General features: G+C 70.6%; 14 protein-coding genes. 8 read left to right on the forward strand and 6 right to left on the reverse strand.

The genetic code is table 11. The features are described from left to right. Positions 1-24 precede the first annotated feature (24 nt). Positions 25-1,491, forward strand: coding sequence for an MFS transporter (locus ACFVKT_RS09605; protein WP_385729348.1), 1,467 nt, complete (start codon positions 25-27; stop codon positions 1,489-1,491). Next, complete coding sequence (locus ACFVKT_RS09610) at positions 1,488-2,093, forward strand: TetR family transcriptional regulator (RefSeq protein WP_385729942.1); 606 nt, start codon at positions 1,488-1,490, stop codon at positions 2,091-2,093. The genes ACFVKT_RS09605 and ACFVKT_RS09610 overlap by 4 nt, the downstream gene beginning before the upstream one ends. 12 nt (positions 2,094-2,105) lie before the next feature. Here the strand turns inward: ACFVKT_RS09610 and ACFVKT_RS09615 are convergent, their stop codons facing one another. Together ACFVKT_RS09615 and ACFVKT_RS09620 are read right to left on the reverse strand one after the other, a co-directional pair. Next, a complete protein-coding gene (locus ACFVKT_RS09615; protein WP_385729350.1) occupies positions 2,106-2,732 on the reverse strand; it encodes an alpha-ketoglutarate-dependent dioxygenase AlkB in 627 nt (208 codons plus the stop codon). 68 nt (positions 2,733-2,800) lie between these two features. Continuing rightward, on the reverse strand, positions 2,801-3,712 hold the full coding sequence (locus ACFVKT_RS09620) for an aminoglycoside phosphotransferase family protein (RefSeq protein ID WP_385729352.1): 912 nt from the start codon (positions 3,710-3,712) through the stop codon (positions 2,801-2,803). A 301-nt stretch (positions 3,713-4,013) separates the two neighbouring features. Here ACFVKT_RS09620 and ACFVKT_RS09625 point away from each other — a divergent pair, with 301 nt between their 5' ends. The 3 genes from ACFVKT_RS09625 to ACFVKT_RS09635 all read left to right on the forward strand — a co-directional run bounded on the left by ACFVKT_RS09625 (position 4,014) and on the right by ACFVKT_RS09635 (position 8,097). Next, the gene (locus tag ACFVKT_RS09625) at positions 4,014-5,075 is read left to right on the forward strand and encodes a tetratricopeptide repeat protein (protein ID WP_385729354.1); all 1,062 of its coding nucleotides are present in this window, start codon (positions 4,014-4,016) and stop codon (positions 5,073-5,075) included. Continuing rightward, entirely contained in the window at positions 5,072-6,136 is a 1,065-nt protein-coding gene (locus ACFVKT_RS09630; RefSeq protein ID WP_385729356.1) for a polyprenyl synthetase family protein, read from the forward strand. Before ACFVKT_RS09625 ends, ACFVKT_RS09630 begins: the two co-directional genes overlap by 4 nt. Before the next feature lie 206 nt (positions 6,137-6,342). Further along, a complete protein-coding gene (locus tag ACFVKT_RS09635) occupies positions 6,343-8,097 on the forward strand; it encodes a M4 family metallopeptidase (RefSeq protein WP_385729358.1) in 1,755 nt (584 codons plus the stop codon). 50 nt (positions 8,098-8,147) lie between these two features. On the opposite strand, the gene ACFVKT_RS09640 is transcribed toward ACFVKT_RS09635, so the two are convergent. Both ACFVKT_RS09640 and ACFVKT_RS09645 read right to left on the reverse strand, forming a co-directional pair. After that, positions 8,148-8,825, reverse strand: coding sequence for an AIM24 family protein (locus tag ACFVKT_RS09640; RefSeq protein WP_385729361.1), 678 nt, complete (start codon positions 8,823-8,825; stop codon positions 8,148-8,150). Between the two features lie 106 nt (positions 8,826-8,931). Next, positions 8,932-9,495 carry an NADPH-dependent FMN reductase gene (locus ACFVKT_RS09645; protein ID WP_385729363.1) on the reverse strand — a complete coding sequence of 188 codons (564 nt, stop codon included), beginning with the start codon at positions 9,493-9,495 and terminating at the stop codon, positions 8,932-8,934. Between the two features lie 116 nt (positions 9,496-9,611). Between ACFVKT_RS09645 and ACFVKT_RS09650 the strand changes: the two genes are divergently transcribed. Together ACFVKT_RS09650 and ACFVKT_RS09655 are read left to right on the forward strand one after the other, a co-directional pair. Next, on the forward strand, positions 9,612-10,265 hold the full coding sequence (locus ACFVKT_RS09650; RefSeq protein ID WP_385729366.1) for a TetR/AcrR family transcriptional regulator: 654 nt from the start codon (positions 9,612-9,614) through the stop codon (positions 10,263-10,265). A 36-nt stretch (positions 10,266-10,301) separates the two neighbouring features. After that, positions 10,302-11,420, forward strand: coding sequence for a sulfite oxidase (locus ACFVKT_RS09655; protein WP_385729368.1), 1,119 nt, complete (start codon positions 10,302-10,304; stop codon positions 11,418-11,420). A gap of 53 nt (positions 11,421-11,473) precedes the next feature. Here ACFVKT_RS09655 and ACFVKT_RS09660 read toward each other — a convergent pair whose 3' ends face one another. Beyond that, positions 11,474-12,643: a glycoside hydrolase family 64 protein gene (locus ACFVKT_RS09660; RefSeq protein ID WP_385729944.1), complete on the reverse strand. Its 1,170-nt coding sequence runs from the start codon at positions 12,641-12,643 to the stop codon at positions 11,474-11,476. Positions 12,644-12,892: 249 nt separating this feature from the next. Between ACFVKT_RS09660 and ACFVKT_RS09665 the strand changes: the two genes are divergently transcribed. Then, complete coding sequence (locus ACFVKT_RS09665) at positions 12,893-13,531, forward strand: hypothetical protein (RefSeq protein ID WP_385729370.1); 639 nt, start codon at positions 12,893-12,895, stop codon at positions 13,529-13,531. Between the two features lie 98 nt (positions 13,532-13,629). Here the strand turns inward: ACFVKT_RS09665 and ACFVKT_RS09670 are convergent, their stop codons facing one another. After that, complete coding sequence (locus tag ACFVKT_RS09670) at positions 13,630-15,738, reverse strand: alpha-galactosidase (protein ID WP_385729372.1); 2,109 nt, start codon at positions 15,736-15,738, stop codon at positions 13,630-13,632. Between the last annotated feature and the right edge of the window lie 183 nt (positions 15,739-15,921).

Here is a 15,921-nt window from a genome sequence, read left to right on the forward strand (position 1 = left end):
GGTGAATCGCTATTCACCCATCTTTTGTGTACTACTGGAGTATCTGTGGCGGCTCTGCGTGAGCGATTGACGGTCCCTGTGCTGGCGTTCGGCGGGATCCTCATGGCTGTCACGCAGACGGTGGTGGTGCCGCTGCTGCCGGATCTGCCGCGGCTTACGGGCTCCTCGGCGGGCGCGGTCTCCTGGATGGTGACGGCGACCCTGCTCTCCGGAGCGGTGCTCACCCCCGTGCTGGGCAGGGCAGGAGACATGTACGGCAAGAGACGCGTGCTGCTGATCGCGCTCGCGCTGATGACGCTCGGCTCGCTCGTGTGCGCCCTCACGTCCGACATCGCCATCCTGATCGCGGCCCGGGCGCTCCAGGGCGCGGCCGCCGCCGTCATCCCCCTGTCGATCAGCATCCTTCGGGACGAACTGCCGCCGGAGCGCACGGGCTCAGCCGTGGCGATGATGAGCTCCACCCTGGGCATCGGCGCCGCCCTCGGCCTGCCGCTCGCCGCGCTGATCGTCCAGTACGCCAACTGGCACGTCATGTTCTGGGTGACCACCGCGCTCAGCGCCACCGGCCTCGCCCTCGCCCGGTGGGCGGTGCGGGAGTCGCCCGTCCGCGAGCCCGGCCGCTTCGACACCCTGGGCGCGCTGGGCCTCGCCGCGGGACTGGTCTGTCTGCTGCTCGGCGTGTCACAGGGCGGCCAGTGGGGCTGGACCAGCCATCGGATCCTGGGTCTGTTCGTCGCCTGCGCCGTCATCCTGACCCTCTGGTCGATCCAACAGCGGCGCGCCGAACGGCCCCTGGTCGACCTGAAGTTGGCCACCCGCCCACGTGTCGCCCTGCCGCACGTGACCGCGCTCCTGACCGGCTTCTCCTTCTACGCCAACACACTGGTCACCGCCCAGCTCGTGCAGGCGCCCGTGGCCACCGGTTACGGGCTCGGCCTGTCGATCGTGGCGACCGGTCTGTGCCTGCTGCCCAGCGGGGTGACCATGCTGCTCCTCTCGCCGGTCTCGGCACGCATCTCCGCGTCCCGGGGCCCGCGTGTGACGCTGGCCATCGGCGCCGCGATCATCGCCTGCGGCTATGCCGTACGCATCGCGGACAGCCGCGACCTGTGGATGATCATCCTGGGCGCCACGGTCGTGTCGATCGGAACGACCTTTGCCTACTCGGCCCTGCCCACCCTCATCATCCGCGCCGTGCCCGCCGGGCAGACCGCGTCCGCCAACGGCGTCAACGTCCTGATGCGGACCGTCGGCCAGGCCGTGTGCAGCGCCGCCGTCGCCGCCGTACTCGTCCACCACACCAGCCTTGTCGGCGGTGTCTCCATACCCACGCTGCACGGCTATCTGCTCGCCTTCGCCATCGCGGGTACGGTCGCCCTGGTGGCGTGTGCCGCCGCGCTCGCCATACCCGCCGACCCCGCCCCCCGTGACATCCCGCCGACCCGAGACCGTACGGCAGTGACCCACGACGAGGCGCTCGAAGGAGCCTGACCACCGTGACCACCCCGCCCCCCGGTCTCGTGGCGCCCGCCACCGCTCCGCCGCGCCGCGACGCCGAGAAGACGAAGGCGGCCATCCTCCGCGCGGCCCGCTATCTGCTGGCCCGCCGCGCCCACGCGGACATCACGCTCAAGGCGGTCGCCGAGCGGGCGGGAGTGAGCGCGCCGCTGGTCCTCAAGTACTTCGGAAACAAGGACGCCCTCTTCGCACGCGTCATTTCCTTCGAGTCCGACGCCGACGACCTGCTGGACGCCCCGCTGGAGGACCTCGGCCGGCACATGGTCCGCCATCTGCTGATCGGCCAGACCGAGCGCGGCGCCGACCCCGTCCTGCGCATCGTGTTCGCCCCGCTCCAGGGCGAGCAGGGCGACATACTGCGCGCCAACTTCCGCACCCAGGTCAGCGGCCGCCTCGCCGAGCGCCTCGGCGGCCCCGACGCGGGCCTGCGCGCCGAACTCGCCGTCAGCACACTGCTCGGCCTCGGCGTCATGTACGGCATCGCCCGCGGAACCAGCCTCCGCGCGACCCCGATCGAGGACATCGTCGACCGGTACGGCCCGACGGTGCAGGCGCACATCACCCGCCCGGTGTGATGAACAGGCGGCTCAGTTCACCCCGTGCGGGCGGAACTGGACGCTGATCCGCGGCCCCGCCGCCCGTGCCGACTTGGGGACGGCGTGCTCCCAGGTGCGCTGGCAGGAGCCGCCCATCACGATCAGGTCGCCGTGTCCGAGCGGCCGCCGCACGGTGTCCCCTCCGCGGCGCGGGCGCAGCACCAGATCGCGCGGCGCTCCCACGGAGAGGATCGCGACCATGGTGTCCTCACGTGCTCCCCGCCCGATCCGGTCCCCGTGCCAGGCCACGCTGTCACGGCCGTCCCGGTAGTAGCAGAGCCCGGCCGTGGTGAACGGTTCACGGAGCTCGGCTGCGTAGTGCGCGGACAGCGCGTCCCGCGCCTCGTCGAGGACCGGATGCGGCAGCGGATCGCCGGCGCCGTAGTACGACAGCAGTCTCGGTACGTCCACCACGTGCTCGTACATCTGCCGCCGCTCGGCCCGCCACGGCACATCGGCGACGAGCCGCGCGAAGAGGGCGTCGGCCCCGGCCAGCCACCCGGGCAGGAGGTCGATCCAGGCGCCCTGGCCGAGCACGGTCCGGCGCATCCCGTTCAGCGGGGAGAGGCGCAGTTCGTCGGTCTGGTCGAAGAGCGAGGCCTGGAGGTGCGTGGACATGAGTCCAGCGTACTCCAGAATCGAATAAGTGTTCCATTGGTGGGTGGGTGGAGAGGCCGCGATGGCTCTCAGTGGTCCTCCCAGGAGACCGCCTCCGGATCGGCGAGCACCTCGCGGATCACATGCTCGGCGTTGGCCGCCATCACCGGGTTCGTCGTGCGGTAGTACGGGAGCTGGTTCAGGGCCATGGACAGGGCCCAGCCGCGGCCGCGTGCCCAGGTGGCGTGGTCGGCGCCCGTGGCGTGCCAGAAGGCGGGTCTCGCCTCCGCGGGGAGGAGGTTCCAGGCGGGGATGAGGTCACAGGCGGGGTCACCGATGCCGAGGGTGCCGAAGTCCAGGACGGCGCTGAGACGGCCTTCGCGGGTGAGGAGATTCATGGGCATCAGGTCGGAGTGGAGCCACACCGGCGGCCCCGTCCACAGAGGCGCCGCCAGCGCCGCCTCCCAGGCAGCCGCGGCCGCCGAGGTGTCGATCATGCCGTCCAGGTCGGCGAGCGCGGAGCGCGTCGAGGCGTCCACGGAGGCCAGCGGTCCGCCGCGGTAGGCGGGCGGCCCTCCTGGCAGGTCGACCTGATGCAGTGCGGCGACGAACCTGCCGAGGTCCGCGGCCAGCCGGTCCGGGTTGGCGAGACCGTCCGCGACCGGGAGTTCGCCGTCGAGCCAGCGCCCCACGCTCCAGGACCACGGATACCCCGCCCCGGGAGCACCGGTGGCGAGGATCTCGGGAATGGGGAACGGAAGCAGCGGGCCGAGGAGCGGCAGCCAGCGCCGCTCCTTCTCCACGTCACCGGCGCCCTCCGGGATGCGGGGGAGGCGTACGGCCATGTCGTCGCCGAGCCGGTACAGGGCGTTGACGGTCCCGGACGACGTGACGCGCTTGAGTGGCAGCTCGGCCCAGCGGGGGAACTGTGCGATGAGCAACTCCCGTACGAGCGAGTCGTCGATCGGCGCTTCATGGGCGTGCATCGGGCCTGCGGACATCAGCGCCTGCTCTCGGTCTCGAAGGTCAACTTCCGTCATCCTCGGGCTGTTTCGAGCTTGTTCGCAATGCCAGGCAACCCTGCGGCCACCGTCTTCGTCTTGATCGGCAACGGCCGGGCAGCGCGTCGACCGTACTGAGCGAGGGATTCCCAGATGGAAATCCGGTGCACTATGCGCTCTGTGTATACATGGTGTGTATACGTGAGGTGTATAGCGGGATGTCCGCGCGCTGCCCGTTGACAGCCAGTACCACCGGCGGGCGCTGTGACGTGGCCGACCGGTGGCAGACAGAAAGGCACTCATGTACGGCAAGGCTTTCGCCCCGGAGTACCAGGGCGCACTGACCACCCTGTCCGTGAACTCCTCGCTCACCGATGTCCTCGCGGCCGGCACCGAGCAACTCCGCGTGGCCGAGCGGGCGGGCGCGCGGGCGGAGGCGGCGCGTTCGGGCCTCGCTGTCGCCGAGGCGCACCGCCGCCTTGGGCAGGTGGCGGAAGCCGACCGGGCGTGGAAGGCGAGCTACCGCACCGCCCGCGAGGCCGGGGACGCGGCAGCCATGGCGTGGGCGCTGTGGAGCGGCGGCACGCTGGCCCGGCAGCGCGGCGCCTTCCCACTGGCCTGGCGGCTGCTACGGCTGGCCGCCGAACTCGGCGAGCACGCCGGTGACGTCGTGGTGCGCGGCTACTCCCTGGCCGGGATGGCGGAGACCGGCCGCATCCAGGGCGACTACGCGGCCGTGACCGCGCTGCACGAGCAACTCCTGGCCGAGGCCCGGAAGCGGGGTGAGGCCCGGCACACCGTGTGGGCCCTGGAGGGCATCGCGCAGATACACCGCAACACCGGCGCCTACGACACCGCCTACGCGATGTTCGAGGAAGCGGCAGGGATCGCCGCCCGCGCCGAGGACAGGCGCGGCCACGCCTGGGCCCTGCGCGGACTGGCGGACATCGTCTCCGTACGCGACCAGGACCCCGACCGCGCGCTGGAACTGCTGAGCGAGGCAGAGGTGTCCTGCCGGGCGATGAACCTGTCCGGCGCGCTCGCCTACAACCACAAGATGCGCGCCAACGTCCTCTACCGGGCCGGGCGTTACGAGCAGGCGCGCGACGTCTACATGCAGGCGTTGGCGGAGTTCGAGGCGATGAGTGAGCCGCGCGGCCGGGCCCTTGCCCGGCTCGGCCTGGTCAAGTCCCTGGCCCGGCTGGGCCGCGACCGCGCGGAGACCGACGCGGACCTGACCGACCTGGCCGGGGTCCTGGAGAGCATCGGACTGCGCCACGCGGGACGGATGGTCGAGGGGGCGCGGGCGGAGCTGGGCCTTGCGGTACCGGCCGGCACCTCCGCCATGGAGGTGACGCGATGACGCTCCTGTCCACATCCCTCCAGTCCCCGCCGAAGGCCCCCGCCGCCCCGCAGATCCTGCACCGCTGCCGCGAACTCGTCGCCCCCGCACTCACGAAGGCGATCGGCGGACTGCACCCCTGGATCGCCGAGATGGCCGGATACGCCCTGGGCCACTGCGAGGTGGGCGGCGCCCCCGCGACGTACAGCCAGGGCAAGGGCGTACGGCAGGCGCTGGCCGTCCTCGGCGCGGAGGCGGCCGGGGGTTGTGCCGACGCCGGTGTGCCGGGCGCGGTGGCCGTGGAACTGGTGCACACCTTCTCGCTGCTGCATGACGACATCATGGACGGCGACGCACTGCGCCGGGGCCGTCCCGCGGTGTGGAAGGCGTACGGCACCGGCCCCGCCGTCCTCGCAGGCGACGCGCTCTTCGCCCTGGCGGTGGAGACTCTCACGGCGGTGCCGGCGACTCCGCACGGCGCCACGGCGGTAAGTCAGTTGACGGCGGCGCTCGGCGATCTGGTCCGTGGCCAGGCGGACGATCTGCTGTTCGCCCACCGTCCCTGGACCGGTCCCGACGCGGTGGGCGTGGGGGAGTACGAGACGATGGCCGAGCACAAGACCGGAGCCCTGCTCGGCTGCGCGCTGGCCCTCGGGGCTCAACTCGGGGGTGGGCAAGGGGAGTCCGTGGACGCCCTGGACCGCGCCGGTCGTCATCTGGGCGTGGCCTTCCAGATCGCCGACGACCTGCTGGGCATCTGGGGCGATCCGGCGGTCACCGGCAAGCCGGTCCACAGCGACCTGCGCCAGGGGAAGAAGACGCTCCCGGTCCTCGCCGCGCTGAACGCCCCCGGTCACTCCGCGCTGGCCGAACTCCTCACCTCCCGGGCCGCCCTGGACGACTCCGCCGTACGCCGGGCAGCCGCCCTCGTCGAACAGGCGGGCGGCCGTGCCGCGGCCCTGCGCGAGGCCCGGCGCCATCTCACCGCCGCGCACTCCCTCTTGTCACGCGCGTCCTTGGCCTCGCGGCCCGCCCGTGACCTGCGCACCCTGCTGTCCTCCCTCGCTCACCGGGTGATCTGACACTCCAGGCCTCCGGTCCGGGACGGTCCGGACCGGAGGGCGCGCTGCGACCTCGGTCACATCCACGTGTCAACGCGTCCCACCAGGCAACCTCTTCACCTCCCGGCACATCTGTCGCCCCGGGGCGGGACAGCCCCCACGGCTTTCAAAGGTGCCGTGCGTGAGGGCGGTTGGCGATCCCGGCCGCCCCTTTTCGAAGGAACTCAGTGCGTATACCCCACATACGTCGCGTGGCGATCGCCGTCGCGGTGACGACGACCGTCACGCTCCCGACGGGCCCCGCCTTCGCTGCCGCGCCCGGCGGCGCCCAAGCTGTGGCCTCCTCGCCGGTGGACGCCGCCCGGGCGGCCGCGTTCGCCCACGCGTCGGCCACCGGTGTCGGCCGGGGAGACACCCTCCGGGCCAAGGACGTCATGACGGATCCGGACGGCAAGCAGCACGTCCGCTTCGTGCGCGCCCACCTCGGGATGCCGGTCCTCGGCGGTGACCTCGTCGTCCACCTCAGCCGGCAGTCGGCCTACCTCGGTGTGACCAGGGCCGCCGACCACGCCGTCGAGCCGGCCACGACCGAGGCGAAGCTGACGCCCGAGCAGGCCGAGCGGAAGGCCGCCGAGGTTGCGCAGGGCGACGCGGGCGAGGCCCAACTCGTCGTCGACGCCCGCGACGGCGCGAGCGCGCTCGCCTACCAGGTGCGCGTGACGGACAGCGACACGACCGAGGCGGGCGGCTCCCGCACGGTGGTCGTGGACGCCGGGTCCGGCCGGATACGCAGCGACGTTCCCGACAGCGACGAGTTCATCTCGCCGTCCCTGGACGAGACACTGCGCGAGCGCGGCGAAGAGCTGAGCCCTGAGACGGGCACGTCCGCCCAGCCGGGAAGCCTCCTGAGTACGGCGGCTGCCACCGCCTACCCGGTCAAGGCCACCGGCAGCGGTGCTTCCCTCTTCGCCGGCAAGGTGACGCTGACCACCACCCGGACGGCCCGCACCAGTTACCTCCTCAGGGACCCCACCCGGTGGAACACCGAGACCCGGGACGCCAAGGGCCAGGAACTGGAAGCCTTCTCGCGCGGCAAGAAGCTCACCGACGCCGACAACAAGTGGGGCAACGGCGCCACTTCCAGCCGGGTCACCGCCGCGGTCGACGCCCAGTACGGCATCACCCAGACCCTGGACTTCTACAAGAAGACCTTCGGCCGCAACGGCATCAAGAACAACAGCGCCGGAGCCCGCGCGATGGTCCACTTCGGCAACAAGGTCGGCAACGCCTTCTGGGACTCGACCTGCGGTTGCATGCTGTACGGCGACGGAGACGGCGACATGCTCAAGAAGCCGCTGGTCGTCCTGGACGTCACCGGCCACGAGCTGACTCACGGGGTCGTCGACGCCACCGCCGCACTCGAACCGACCCGGGTGGACCGGGACGGCAACCAGTACGGCGAGCCGGGTTCGCTGAACGAGTCCCTCGCCGACATCTTCGGCTCGGCGGTCGAGTTCTCCGCCAACAACCCGAAGAACCCGCCCAATTACCTCGTGGGCGAGAAGCTCGGGCTGGCCCAGAAGTTCCTGCGCCGCCTCGACCGCCCCTCCTTGGACAAGCTGGAGGGCGCGGTCGACTACTGGTCGCCCGAGGCCTACGACACCGAGGTCCACGCGGGTTCCGGCGTCTCCTCACACGCGTACTACCTGCTCGCCGAGGGCAGCGGCCGGAAGACGATCGGCCAGGTCGCCTACAACTCGCCCACGTACGACGGTTCGCGGGTGAGCGGCATCGGACGCACCAAGGCCACGGCGATCTTCTACCGCGCGCTGACCCGCTACATGGTCTCCACGACCGACTTCCACGACGCGCGCGAGGCCACCCTCAAGGCCGCCGCCGACCTGTACGGCGCAAGCAGTACCGAGTACAAGACGGTGGCGATGTCCTGGGCCGCCGTGAATGTCACCGCCACCAACGGATGACATGAGGGTGCCCCACCACCGGGGCGGGGCACCCTTCGCCGGTCCTTGCCTCAGTGCTGCTGAGCCTTCTGCGGTGTCACCTCACTGGGCCGTACGACGACGTACCCCTCGCCCTCCAGCTTGAGTTGTACGGCTTCACCCGAGCCGCCGCGGATCATTGAGCCGATCGACTGCGAACGGTGCAGCGAGGTGTGCAGGTTGGCGGTCCAGCCGACGATCGCGTCCGTGTCGACGAACACCGGCTGCTGCGGCGAGACGGGGATGACCAGCGGATTCCCCTCGCAGACCAGGCCGAGTCTGCCGTGGCCGGTGAAGACGCTGTTGAAGAGACCGCCGCCCGAGATGCCGGCGCCCTTCACGGTCTTTATGTCGTACGACACCGTGGCGTCGAAGCAGAGCACATTGCGCCCGTTGACGGTGAACAGGTCGCCGGGCTCGATGTCGACGATGAAGCAGTTCTGCGCCTCGTGCGCGAACCAGGCCTCGCCCTGGCCCCGGACGGTCATCAAGGGCAGCCCCTCGCCGGTGACGGCTCGCTTGAGCATGCCGCCGACGCCCTGGCCCTTGCGCTCGAACTGCAGATTCCCCCGGTAGGCGATCATCGCCCCCTGGCGCGCGAGCATGTCGCCGTTGACGGCGTACTTGATCGACTTCGCGTTCTGGATGGTCATGCCCGGCGCGACGGCGGGTTGCACCATGTGGTCACTGGAAAAGAGATCACCCTTCATGCGGGCATCCTGTCCCAGAGGGTGCCGTTCCGCCAGGATCCGGGTCGGCGGGAAAAGACATGAGAGGCCGGCCCGGATCAACCGGACCGGCCTCGCACGGGAGTTGTCAGGCGGCGCTCGGCGCTCCGACGTGACCGAAGAGGGCGTCGATGACTTCGCTGAGCTGAGCGGCGACCTCGGCGTCGTCGGCCGGGTGGGTCTCGGCGAAGCGGGTCACGGAGCCCGGGATGGACAGCTTGACGTCCTCCAGGACGGTACCGCCGGCGATGCCCACGGCCTTGCGGGCCTCGTCCTGCGCCCACACACCGCCGAACTGTCCGTACGCGGTGCCGACCACGGCGGTCGGCTTGCCGGCGAGGGCACTGGCGCCGTAGGGGCGCGACAGCCAGTCGATGGCGTTCTTCAGGACGGCCGGAATGGTGCCGTTGTACTCCGGCGAGAAGAGCAGGAACGCGTCGGCGCGGGCGGCTGCCTCACGCAGCCGGACGGCGGCGGCGGGCACGGTGCCCGCGACGTCGATGTCCTCGTTGTAGAAGGGGATGTCGGAAAGGCCCTCGAAAAGCTCCACCTCCGCGCCCTCGGGCGCGAGCTTGACGGCCGCCTCGGCGAGCTGGCGGTTGTGGGAGCCGGCGCGAAGGCTGCCGACGAGGGCGACGATGTGTACGGACATGAATGACTCCCGAAGCTGAAACATTGCTGCAACAAAGCGGACCAAGGTCCGTTTAAATGTGTATCACTGAAGCGGACCGCAGTCCAGTTGTCCTGGTGTGCCGTTACGCTGGCTTCATGTCCACCCCGCTGCCGCCCTTTCCGAAGAGACAGGAACCGAGCGACGAGCCGGTCCTGATGGAACTCGCACCCCAGGGCGACGCGCCGCAACTGCGTGCCGACGCCGCGCGCAACCGTGCGCGTCTGCTGGAGGCCGCCACCCGGCTGGTGGAGGAGCGCGGGGTGGCCAATGTGACGATGGAGGCCGTCGCCTGCGCGGCATCGGTGGGCAAGGGGACCGTCTTCCGGCGGTTCGGCGACCGCACCGGCCTGTTGATGGCGCTCCTCGACCACAGCGAGCAGCGGTTCCAGACCGGCTTCATCAGCGGGCCGCCCCCGCTGGGGCCCGGCGCCTCACCGGTGGAGCGCCTGCACGCCTTCGGCTGCGCCGCCCTGCGTCAGACGTCCGACCGGCTCGACCTGTACCTGGCCGCCGAGCCGGACGCCGGCCGTCGCTTCAGTTCGGCCCCGTACCGCGTCCGCCTCATGCACGTCGCGATGCTGCTCCGCCAGGCGGTCCCGGCCGCGGACACCGAACTCCTCGCGCAGACACTCATGGGATATCTGGAACCCGCCCTGATCAATCACCTGATCCGCCAGTGCGGGATGTCCCTCGACCGCCTGGAGTCCGGCTGGCACGACCTCGTGAACCGGAGCACCTGCTCGGTCTGATGGCGGTACCCCACGCCGCGGGAGGACAATTGCGCCATGGCGCATCGCCTTGGTGACGTGAGCGGGCCTGCCCAGGTGGCCGGGCCCGGTGAGGGAATCAGCCGGCAGGAACTGGCCCTCGCCGCCCGCAATCATGGGCTGCCACTGGAGGCCCTGCGGTACGACGTGACCCCTCCGGGGCTGCACTACGTACTCACGCACTACGACATCCCGTACACCGAGGGCTCCCCCTGGCGCCTGGACCTGGGGGGCCGGGTGCGGCAGCCGCTGGTACTCGCGATGGACGAGCTGAAGTCGTATCCCGCTGTCACCGAGCGGGTGACCATGGAGTGCGCGGGCAATGGCCGGGCGCTGCTGACGCCACGGCCGGTGAGCCAGCCGTGGCTGGTCGAGGCGGTCGGTACGGCGGAGTGGACCGGTGTGCCGCTGCGGGTGCTGCTCGCCGAGGCCGGAGTCCGGGCCGGGGCGGTCGACGTGGTGTTCACCGGCGCGGACCACGGAGTCGAGCGAGGTGTCGAGCAGGACTACCGGCGTGCGCTTCCGCTCGACGTGGCCACCGGAGGCGAGCCCGAGGTTCTGGTGGCCTACGAGATGAACGGCGCGCCGCTGCCTCCGCAGCACGGATGTCCACTGCGACTGGTGGTGCCCGGCTGGTACGGCATGGCCCACGTGAAGTGGCTGCGCGACATCACGGTGACCGACACGCCGTTCACGGGCTTCCAGCAGGCCGTGGCCTACCGGCTCCGGAAGGACGCCGGCGACGAGGGCGAACCGGTCACCCGGATCGCCCCGCGTGCCCTGCTGGTCCCGCCCGGCTTCCCGGACTTCATGTCCAGGGCCCGGGTCGTCCGGCCCGGCCCGGTGCCGCTGGAGGGACGGGCCTGGTCCGGGCGCGCGCCGGTCGCCCGGGTCGAGGTGAGCACGGACGACGGACGCAGCTGGTACGAGGCGGAGCTGGACCCGGTGCACAAGTACCGGTGGTCCTGGCGGACTTGGCGCTTCGACTGGACTGCCGCGCCCGGCAGCCAGGTACTCGGCGCGCGGGCCACCGATGCGGAGGGGAACACGCAGCCGCTCGATCAGCCATGGAACCGGGGAGGCTTCGCGAACAACCTCGTCCAGCGGGTCCCCGTGCTCTGCGTGGAACCTGACTGAACGCCCGTGCGGGCGGCCGGAGTTACCTTCACCCCGGCCGCCCCGAAGCCTTGTCAGCTGAACGGGTCCAGCGTGATGTAGGCCTGTTGCGGGTTGCCGTCATGCACGAGCGACTCATGGGCGCCGACGTCGTCGAAGGCGAACGCGTACGCCTTGCCGTCGGCCATCTGCGCGTGGATCTGGCGGGCGTAGTGGTTGGTCACCGAGTCCTGGTAGAAGCTCGCCGAGCTGGTGTCCGGCTGGTTGGGATTGACCAGGAGGGTGGTTCGGTTGAAGCCCGCGCACAGGGTGCGGGAAATCGGGCCGCGCACCAGGTCGTTGGGTGCGTCGAGGAGCTTGTGGCAGCCGAAGATGCTGTCGGCGTCCGGCTTCTGGAAGCTGGTGACGACCGCTCCGGCGCTGTTGGTGAAGTTCATGACGTTCCCGGAGACCCGGCCGAAGTACTTCGTGTTCGGCTGGTCACCGAAGGGCGTCACCGTCAGCGTCGAGGAACTGTACTTGGTCCACACGCGGTTGATGTAGTCGTTCATGACGGTGGTGGGCAGTACGCCCGAGCCGACCGCGTGGCCGGGGGCGAGGGCCCGTAGGACCGTGCCGTCGGACCGGGTCTGGATCAGGTTGGCCCAGCCGCCGGACTGAGCGCGCAGGGCGTTGATGACCGCGTTGTACCCGCCCGCCTTGAGGTGCCCGGTGTTCTTCGTCGTCCCGTCGGCGAGCTGGACTCCGACGGCGTACGGGGCCGAGAACATGTCCACCTGTGTGCTGTTGAGCCACAGACCGGAGTCGTTGAGCGTGTATTCCGACCAGTTGAAGAGGATGTTGCGGTTCGGGTCGCTCGGGTTCTGTACGGCCGGCTGTACCAGCCCGCCGGTCGTCAGCCGGAAGTCGAGCTTCTGACCGTAGGAGAAGTAGATCCGGCCGGAGAACTTGGGGATCCGGATCGTCTTCGACTGTCCGTTGGCGGGTCCGGCTATCGACGCGTCCGGCGCGGGCGTCGGCGGATTTCCGCCGGCGGGCCAGGCGTGGAACGTTCCGTTCACGTCGGCCCAGCCCTGCTGTCCGGTCGTCAGCAGTGTGCCGAGGTTGTAGATGTAGATCGGGTCGGCGCGGCCCGAGTTGTTCGTGAACTTCAGCGGGATGGTCGCCGGGACGGCGGCCTCGGCCCCGGACGGGGCCCCGAACGTGAAAAGGGCTGCGGCGAGGGTGGCCCCGGCCACTGCCAGGGACCGCCACCTGAATCGTTTGAGCACGCTCTTGTCCTCCTTCGGACGGGACGCCTCCGGTTTTTCTGAGAGCGCTCTCAGAATTGCGTCGGGCTGCGTACATGTCAACGCTTCGCGCAAGAATTGGTCTGGTCCAGGCGGACGGGCCCAATCGGGGCGGGGTACTCCAATGGGCCCACGCCGTTCGCGCGGCCCGGCACCGCCGCAGAGCATGAGGGAGTCCCGTACGGCAGGAAGAGGACGAGCCCCATGACCAGACGCATCCCCGCCGGTACCGGCCGGTCGAACCGATCCCGCAGGATCGCCGCCGCCTTCCTGGCCACGCTCGCCTGCGGCGCCGCGCTCGTCTCCTGCAGTTCGGACAGCGACAACGACACCGGTACGTCCGCCAGCCCGCGGCCCACCGCACCCGACGAGTCCTCCTTCACCGGGTCGGCGCCGTCCGCGTTGGCTTCCGAGGCCGCCTCGGCCATCGACTCCGCCCAGGCCTCCGCGTCGGCGGCGGCCTCCTCCGCGTCCGCCGAGGCCTCCGCGTTCGAAGCGTCGGTCTCGGCCGACACGGCGGCGGCCGCCGAGGCGGCTCAGGTCGAGCTGAAGGACGTGCGGGGCAGCGGCAACGCGACATCCGACGTGGCCGTCACCGGGTTGCCCAGGGCGCAGACCGGCGGGCTGCTCGCCGTGCTCGTCGCCATCACCAACAAGACCGAGCAGCAGGCCTCGTACGCCGTGCAGATCGACTTCGAGGACTCCGACGGCAAGGTCGTGGAGACCCGGTTCGTGGGAGCGCAGGACCTGGAACCCGGCGAGCGCGCCGAGCCTGTCGCCATCAGCAGGGAGCCCGTCGAGCCCAAGCTGACCCCTCGACTGGCGAAGGCCCAGCGGTACTGAGGCGCCGCCGGTTCCTGGTGGCGGAGCTTTGCGCGGGGGACATGGAAGAAGCCGTGGACGCGCTCAACACCAAGCGCGCCCACGGCCGTTGAGAAACCTCAGGCTGCCGGTTCCCGCACCAGGTGCAGGGCCGCGCTGGACCAGTCGCCCGGCGGCAGGGGGACGTGCAGGCCGTACTCGGCGAGCACCGCGGCGTGGTGCACGGCACCCGTGCGGGCGTCGCGGTAGCGGGCCCCGGGGGTCAGGCCGCGCAGCCGGACCGGCAGCTGCGGGGCGCCGTGGCGGGAGACACGCCGGTACACCAGGAGCAGGCTCTCCGAGGCGTCCGCCGCGGTGTACTGCACCGCGGAGACGGCGTCCTCGGCCGGTGGCGCCAGGCGGTCGAGCCTGCCGTGCTGCACGAGATGGCGCACCTGCTTGTACTCGGCCACCAGGGCCGCACCCTCGCGCAGTTCCTCCTCGGACCAGTGGGTGAGATCGCCCCCGATGCCCAGTGCGCCGGCCATCGACACATGGAAACGGAAGCGCAGCGGAACCGTACGGCCGGTGAGCTGGTTCGGCACGTCCGTCACCCACGCGCCCATCGTGCGCGCGGGATAGATCTGGCCGTAGCCGTGCTGGATCCCCATCCGGTCGGCGGCGTCGGTGTTGTCCGACGCCCACGCCTGGTCCGTACGGGACAGGATGCCCAGGTCGATCCGGCCGCCGCCACCGCTGCACGCCTCGATCCGCAGCTCCGGATGGTCCGCGCGGAGGCGGTCGATGACGCCGTACAGATTGCGGACGTACTGAGGTCCGAGCCGGTCGGCGCCGTCGGTCTTGCCGGGCCAGCCGGCCTCGCTGAACGCCCGGTTCATGTCCCACTTGAGGAAGTCGATGCCGTGGTCGCCGACCAGCCGGGTCAGCCAGTCGTACGCCCAGTCAGCGACATCGCGGCGGGCGAAGTTCAGGACCAGCTGGTTGCGCAGCTCCGAGCGGGGGCGGTCGGTGAAGTGCAGGACCCAGTCCGGGTGTTGGCGGTAGAGATCGCTGTCCGGGTTGACCATCTCCGGCTCCACCCACAGGCCGAAACTCATCCCCAGCCGGTGCACCGCGTCGACCAGCGGGGTCAGTCCGTCGGGGAAGCGGTCGGGCGTGGGTGTCCAGTCGCCGAGGCCCGCGTGGTCGCTGCGGCGCGCCCCGAACCAGCCGTCGTCGACGACGTACAGCTCGACGCCGAGCTCCGCCGCCCGTTCGGCGAGCGCCTTCTGGCTGACCTCGTCGACGTCGAAGCCCGTGGCCTCCCAGGAGTTGTAGAGCACCGGCGCGACCTCGTCCGGGTGCGGCAGGACATGGGCCAGGGTGTAGGCGTGCCAGGCGCGGCTGGCCGCGCCGAAGCCGCCTTCGGTGAACAGGCCGGCGAACGGGGGAGTGGTGAACTCCTCGCCCGGCGTGAGCGGCACGTTCATGCCGTCGTGGCCGACGCCTCCGGTGAATCCGGCCCGGCCGTCGGGGGTGCGCTGCGCGGTGATCCGCCAGCTCCCGCTCCAGACGAGGGCCGCGCTCCAGACCCGGCCGTGCTCCTCGGTGGCCTCGCCCGCGTCGAGCATCACCCAAGGGTTGGCGTGGTGGCTGGTGATACCCCGACGGCTGGTCAACACCGTCTCGCCGTAGGGCAGTTGGTCCCGGCGCAGCTGGCTCTCGGCGGACCACTGACCGGTGACGTGGCTGAGGCGGTAGTCCCGCAGCGGAGGCAGGCTCCAGGCGGCCGAGTCGGTGCGCAGCAGGGTGACGGGTTCGTCACCGGCGTTGCGGACGGTGGTCCAGCGTTCGATGACGTCCGTGTCGCCCTGGACGCGGTAGTGGAGCGTCACATGCAGGGGATAGTGACGGTCACGGAAGGCCAGCGCCAGCTCGTCGTCGGTGACCCGCAGGCCGGTGGACTGCCACTCGAAGGCGCGTGATCCGTCCGCGAACCGGACCTGGAGCGAGGGGGGTCCGTAGCGCGTGCCGCCGTCGACGGGAAGTTCCTCCCCGACGGGGGAGATGCCCTCGAAGCTGCTGGCCGCCGGAGCCGGGGGTACGACAAGGGACTCCGCCTCCGCGAGCGTCAGACGTGGGCCCCACGCGAGATGGCAGGGCGCCCCGGTCTCGTCGACTCTCAGCGCGTACGACGTGTTCGGTGTGGCCAGCAGCCAGACCCCGGTGTCCGGGGCGAAGGAGATCATCTAGAGGGGTCCTCACGTTCCAGGTGGTGCCACGAGACGGTACAAAGCCAACCTCGACCTTCGATCATGTGTCAACACCTGGTTGAGATCTGTCTTTTACAGGCGAGGTGGCGGTCAGGGAAGGTGCCCAAGATAATCTTGCTTCTTTTATTGACAGCAGAAAATAAGGGACTTAGGTTCCGG

It is taken from the genome of Streptomyces sp. NPDC127595, assembly GCF_042671685.1.
Taxonomy (GTDB): Bacteria; Actinomycetota; Actinomycetes; order Streptomycetales; family Streptomycetaceae; genus Streptomyces.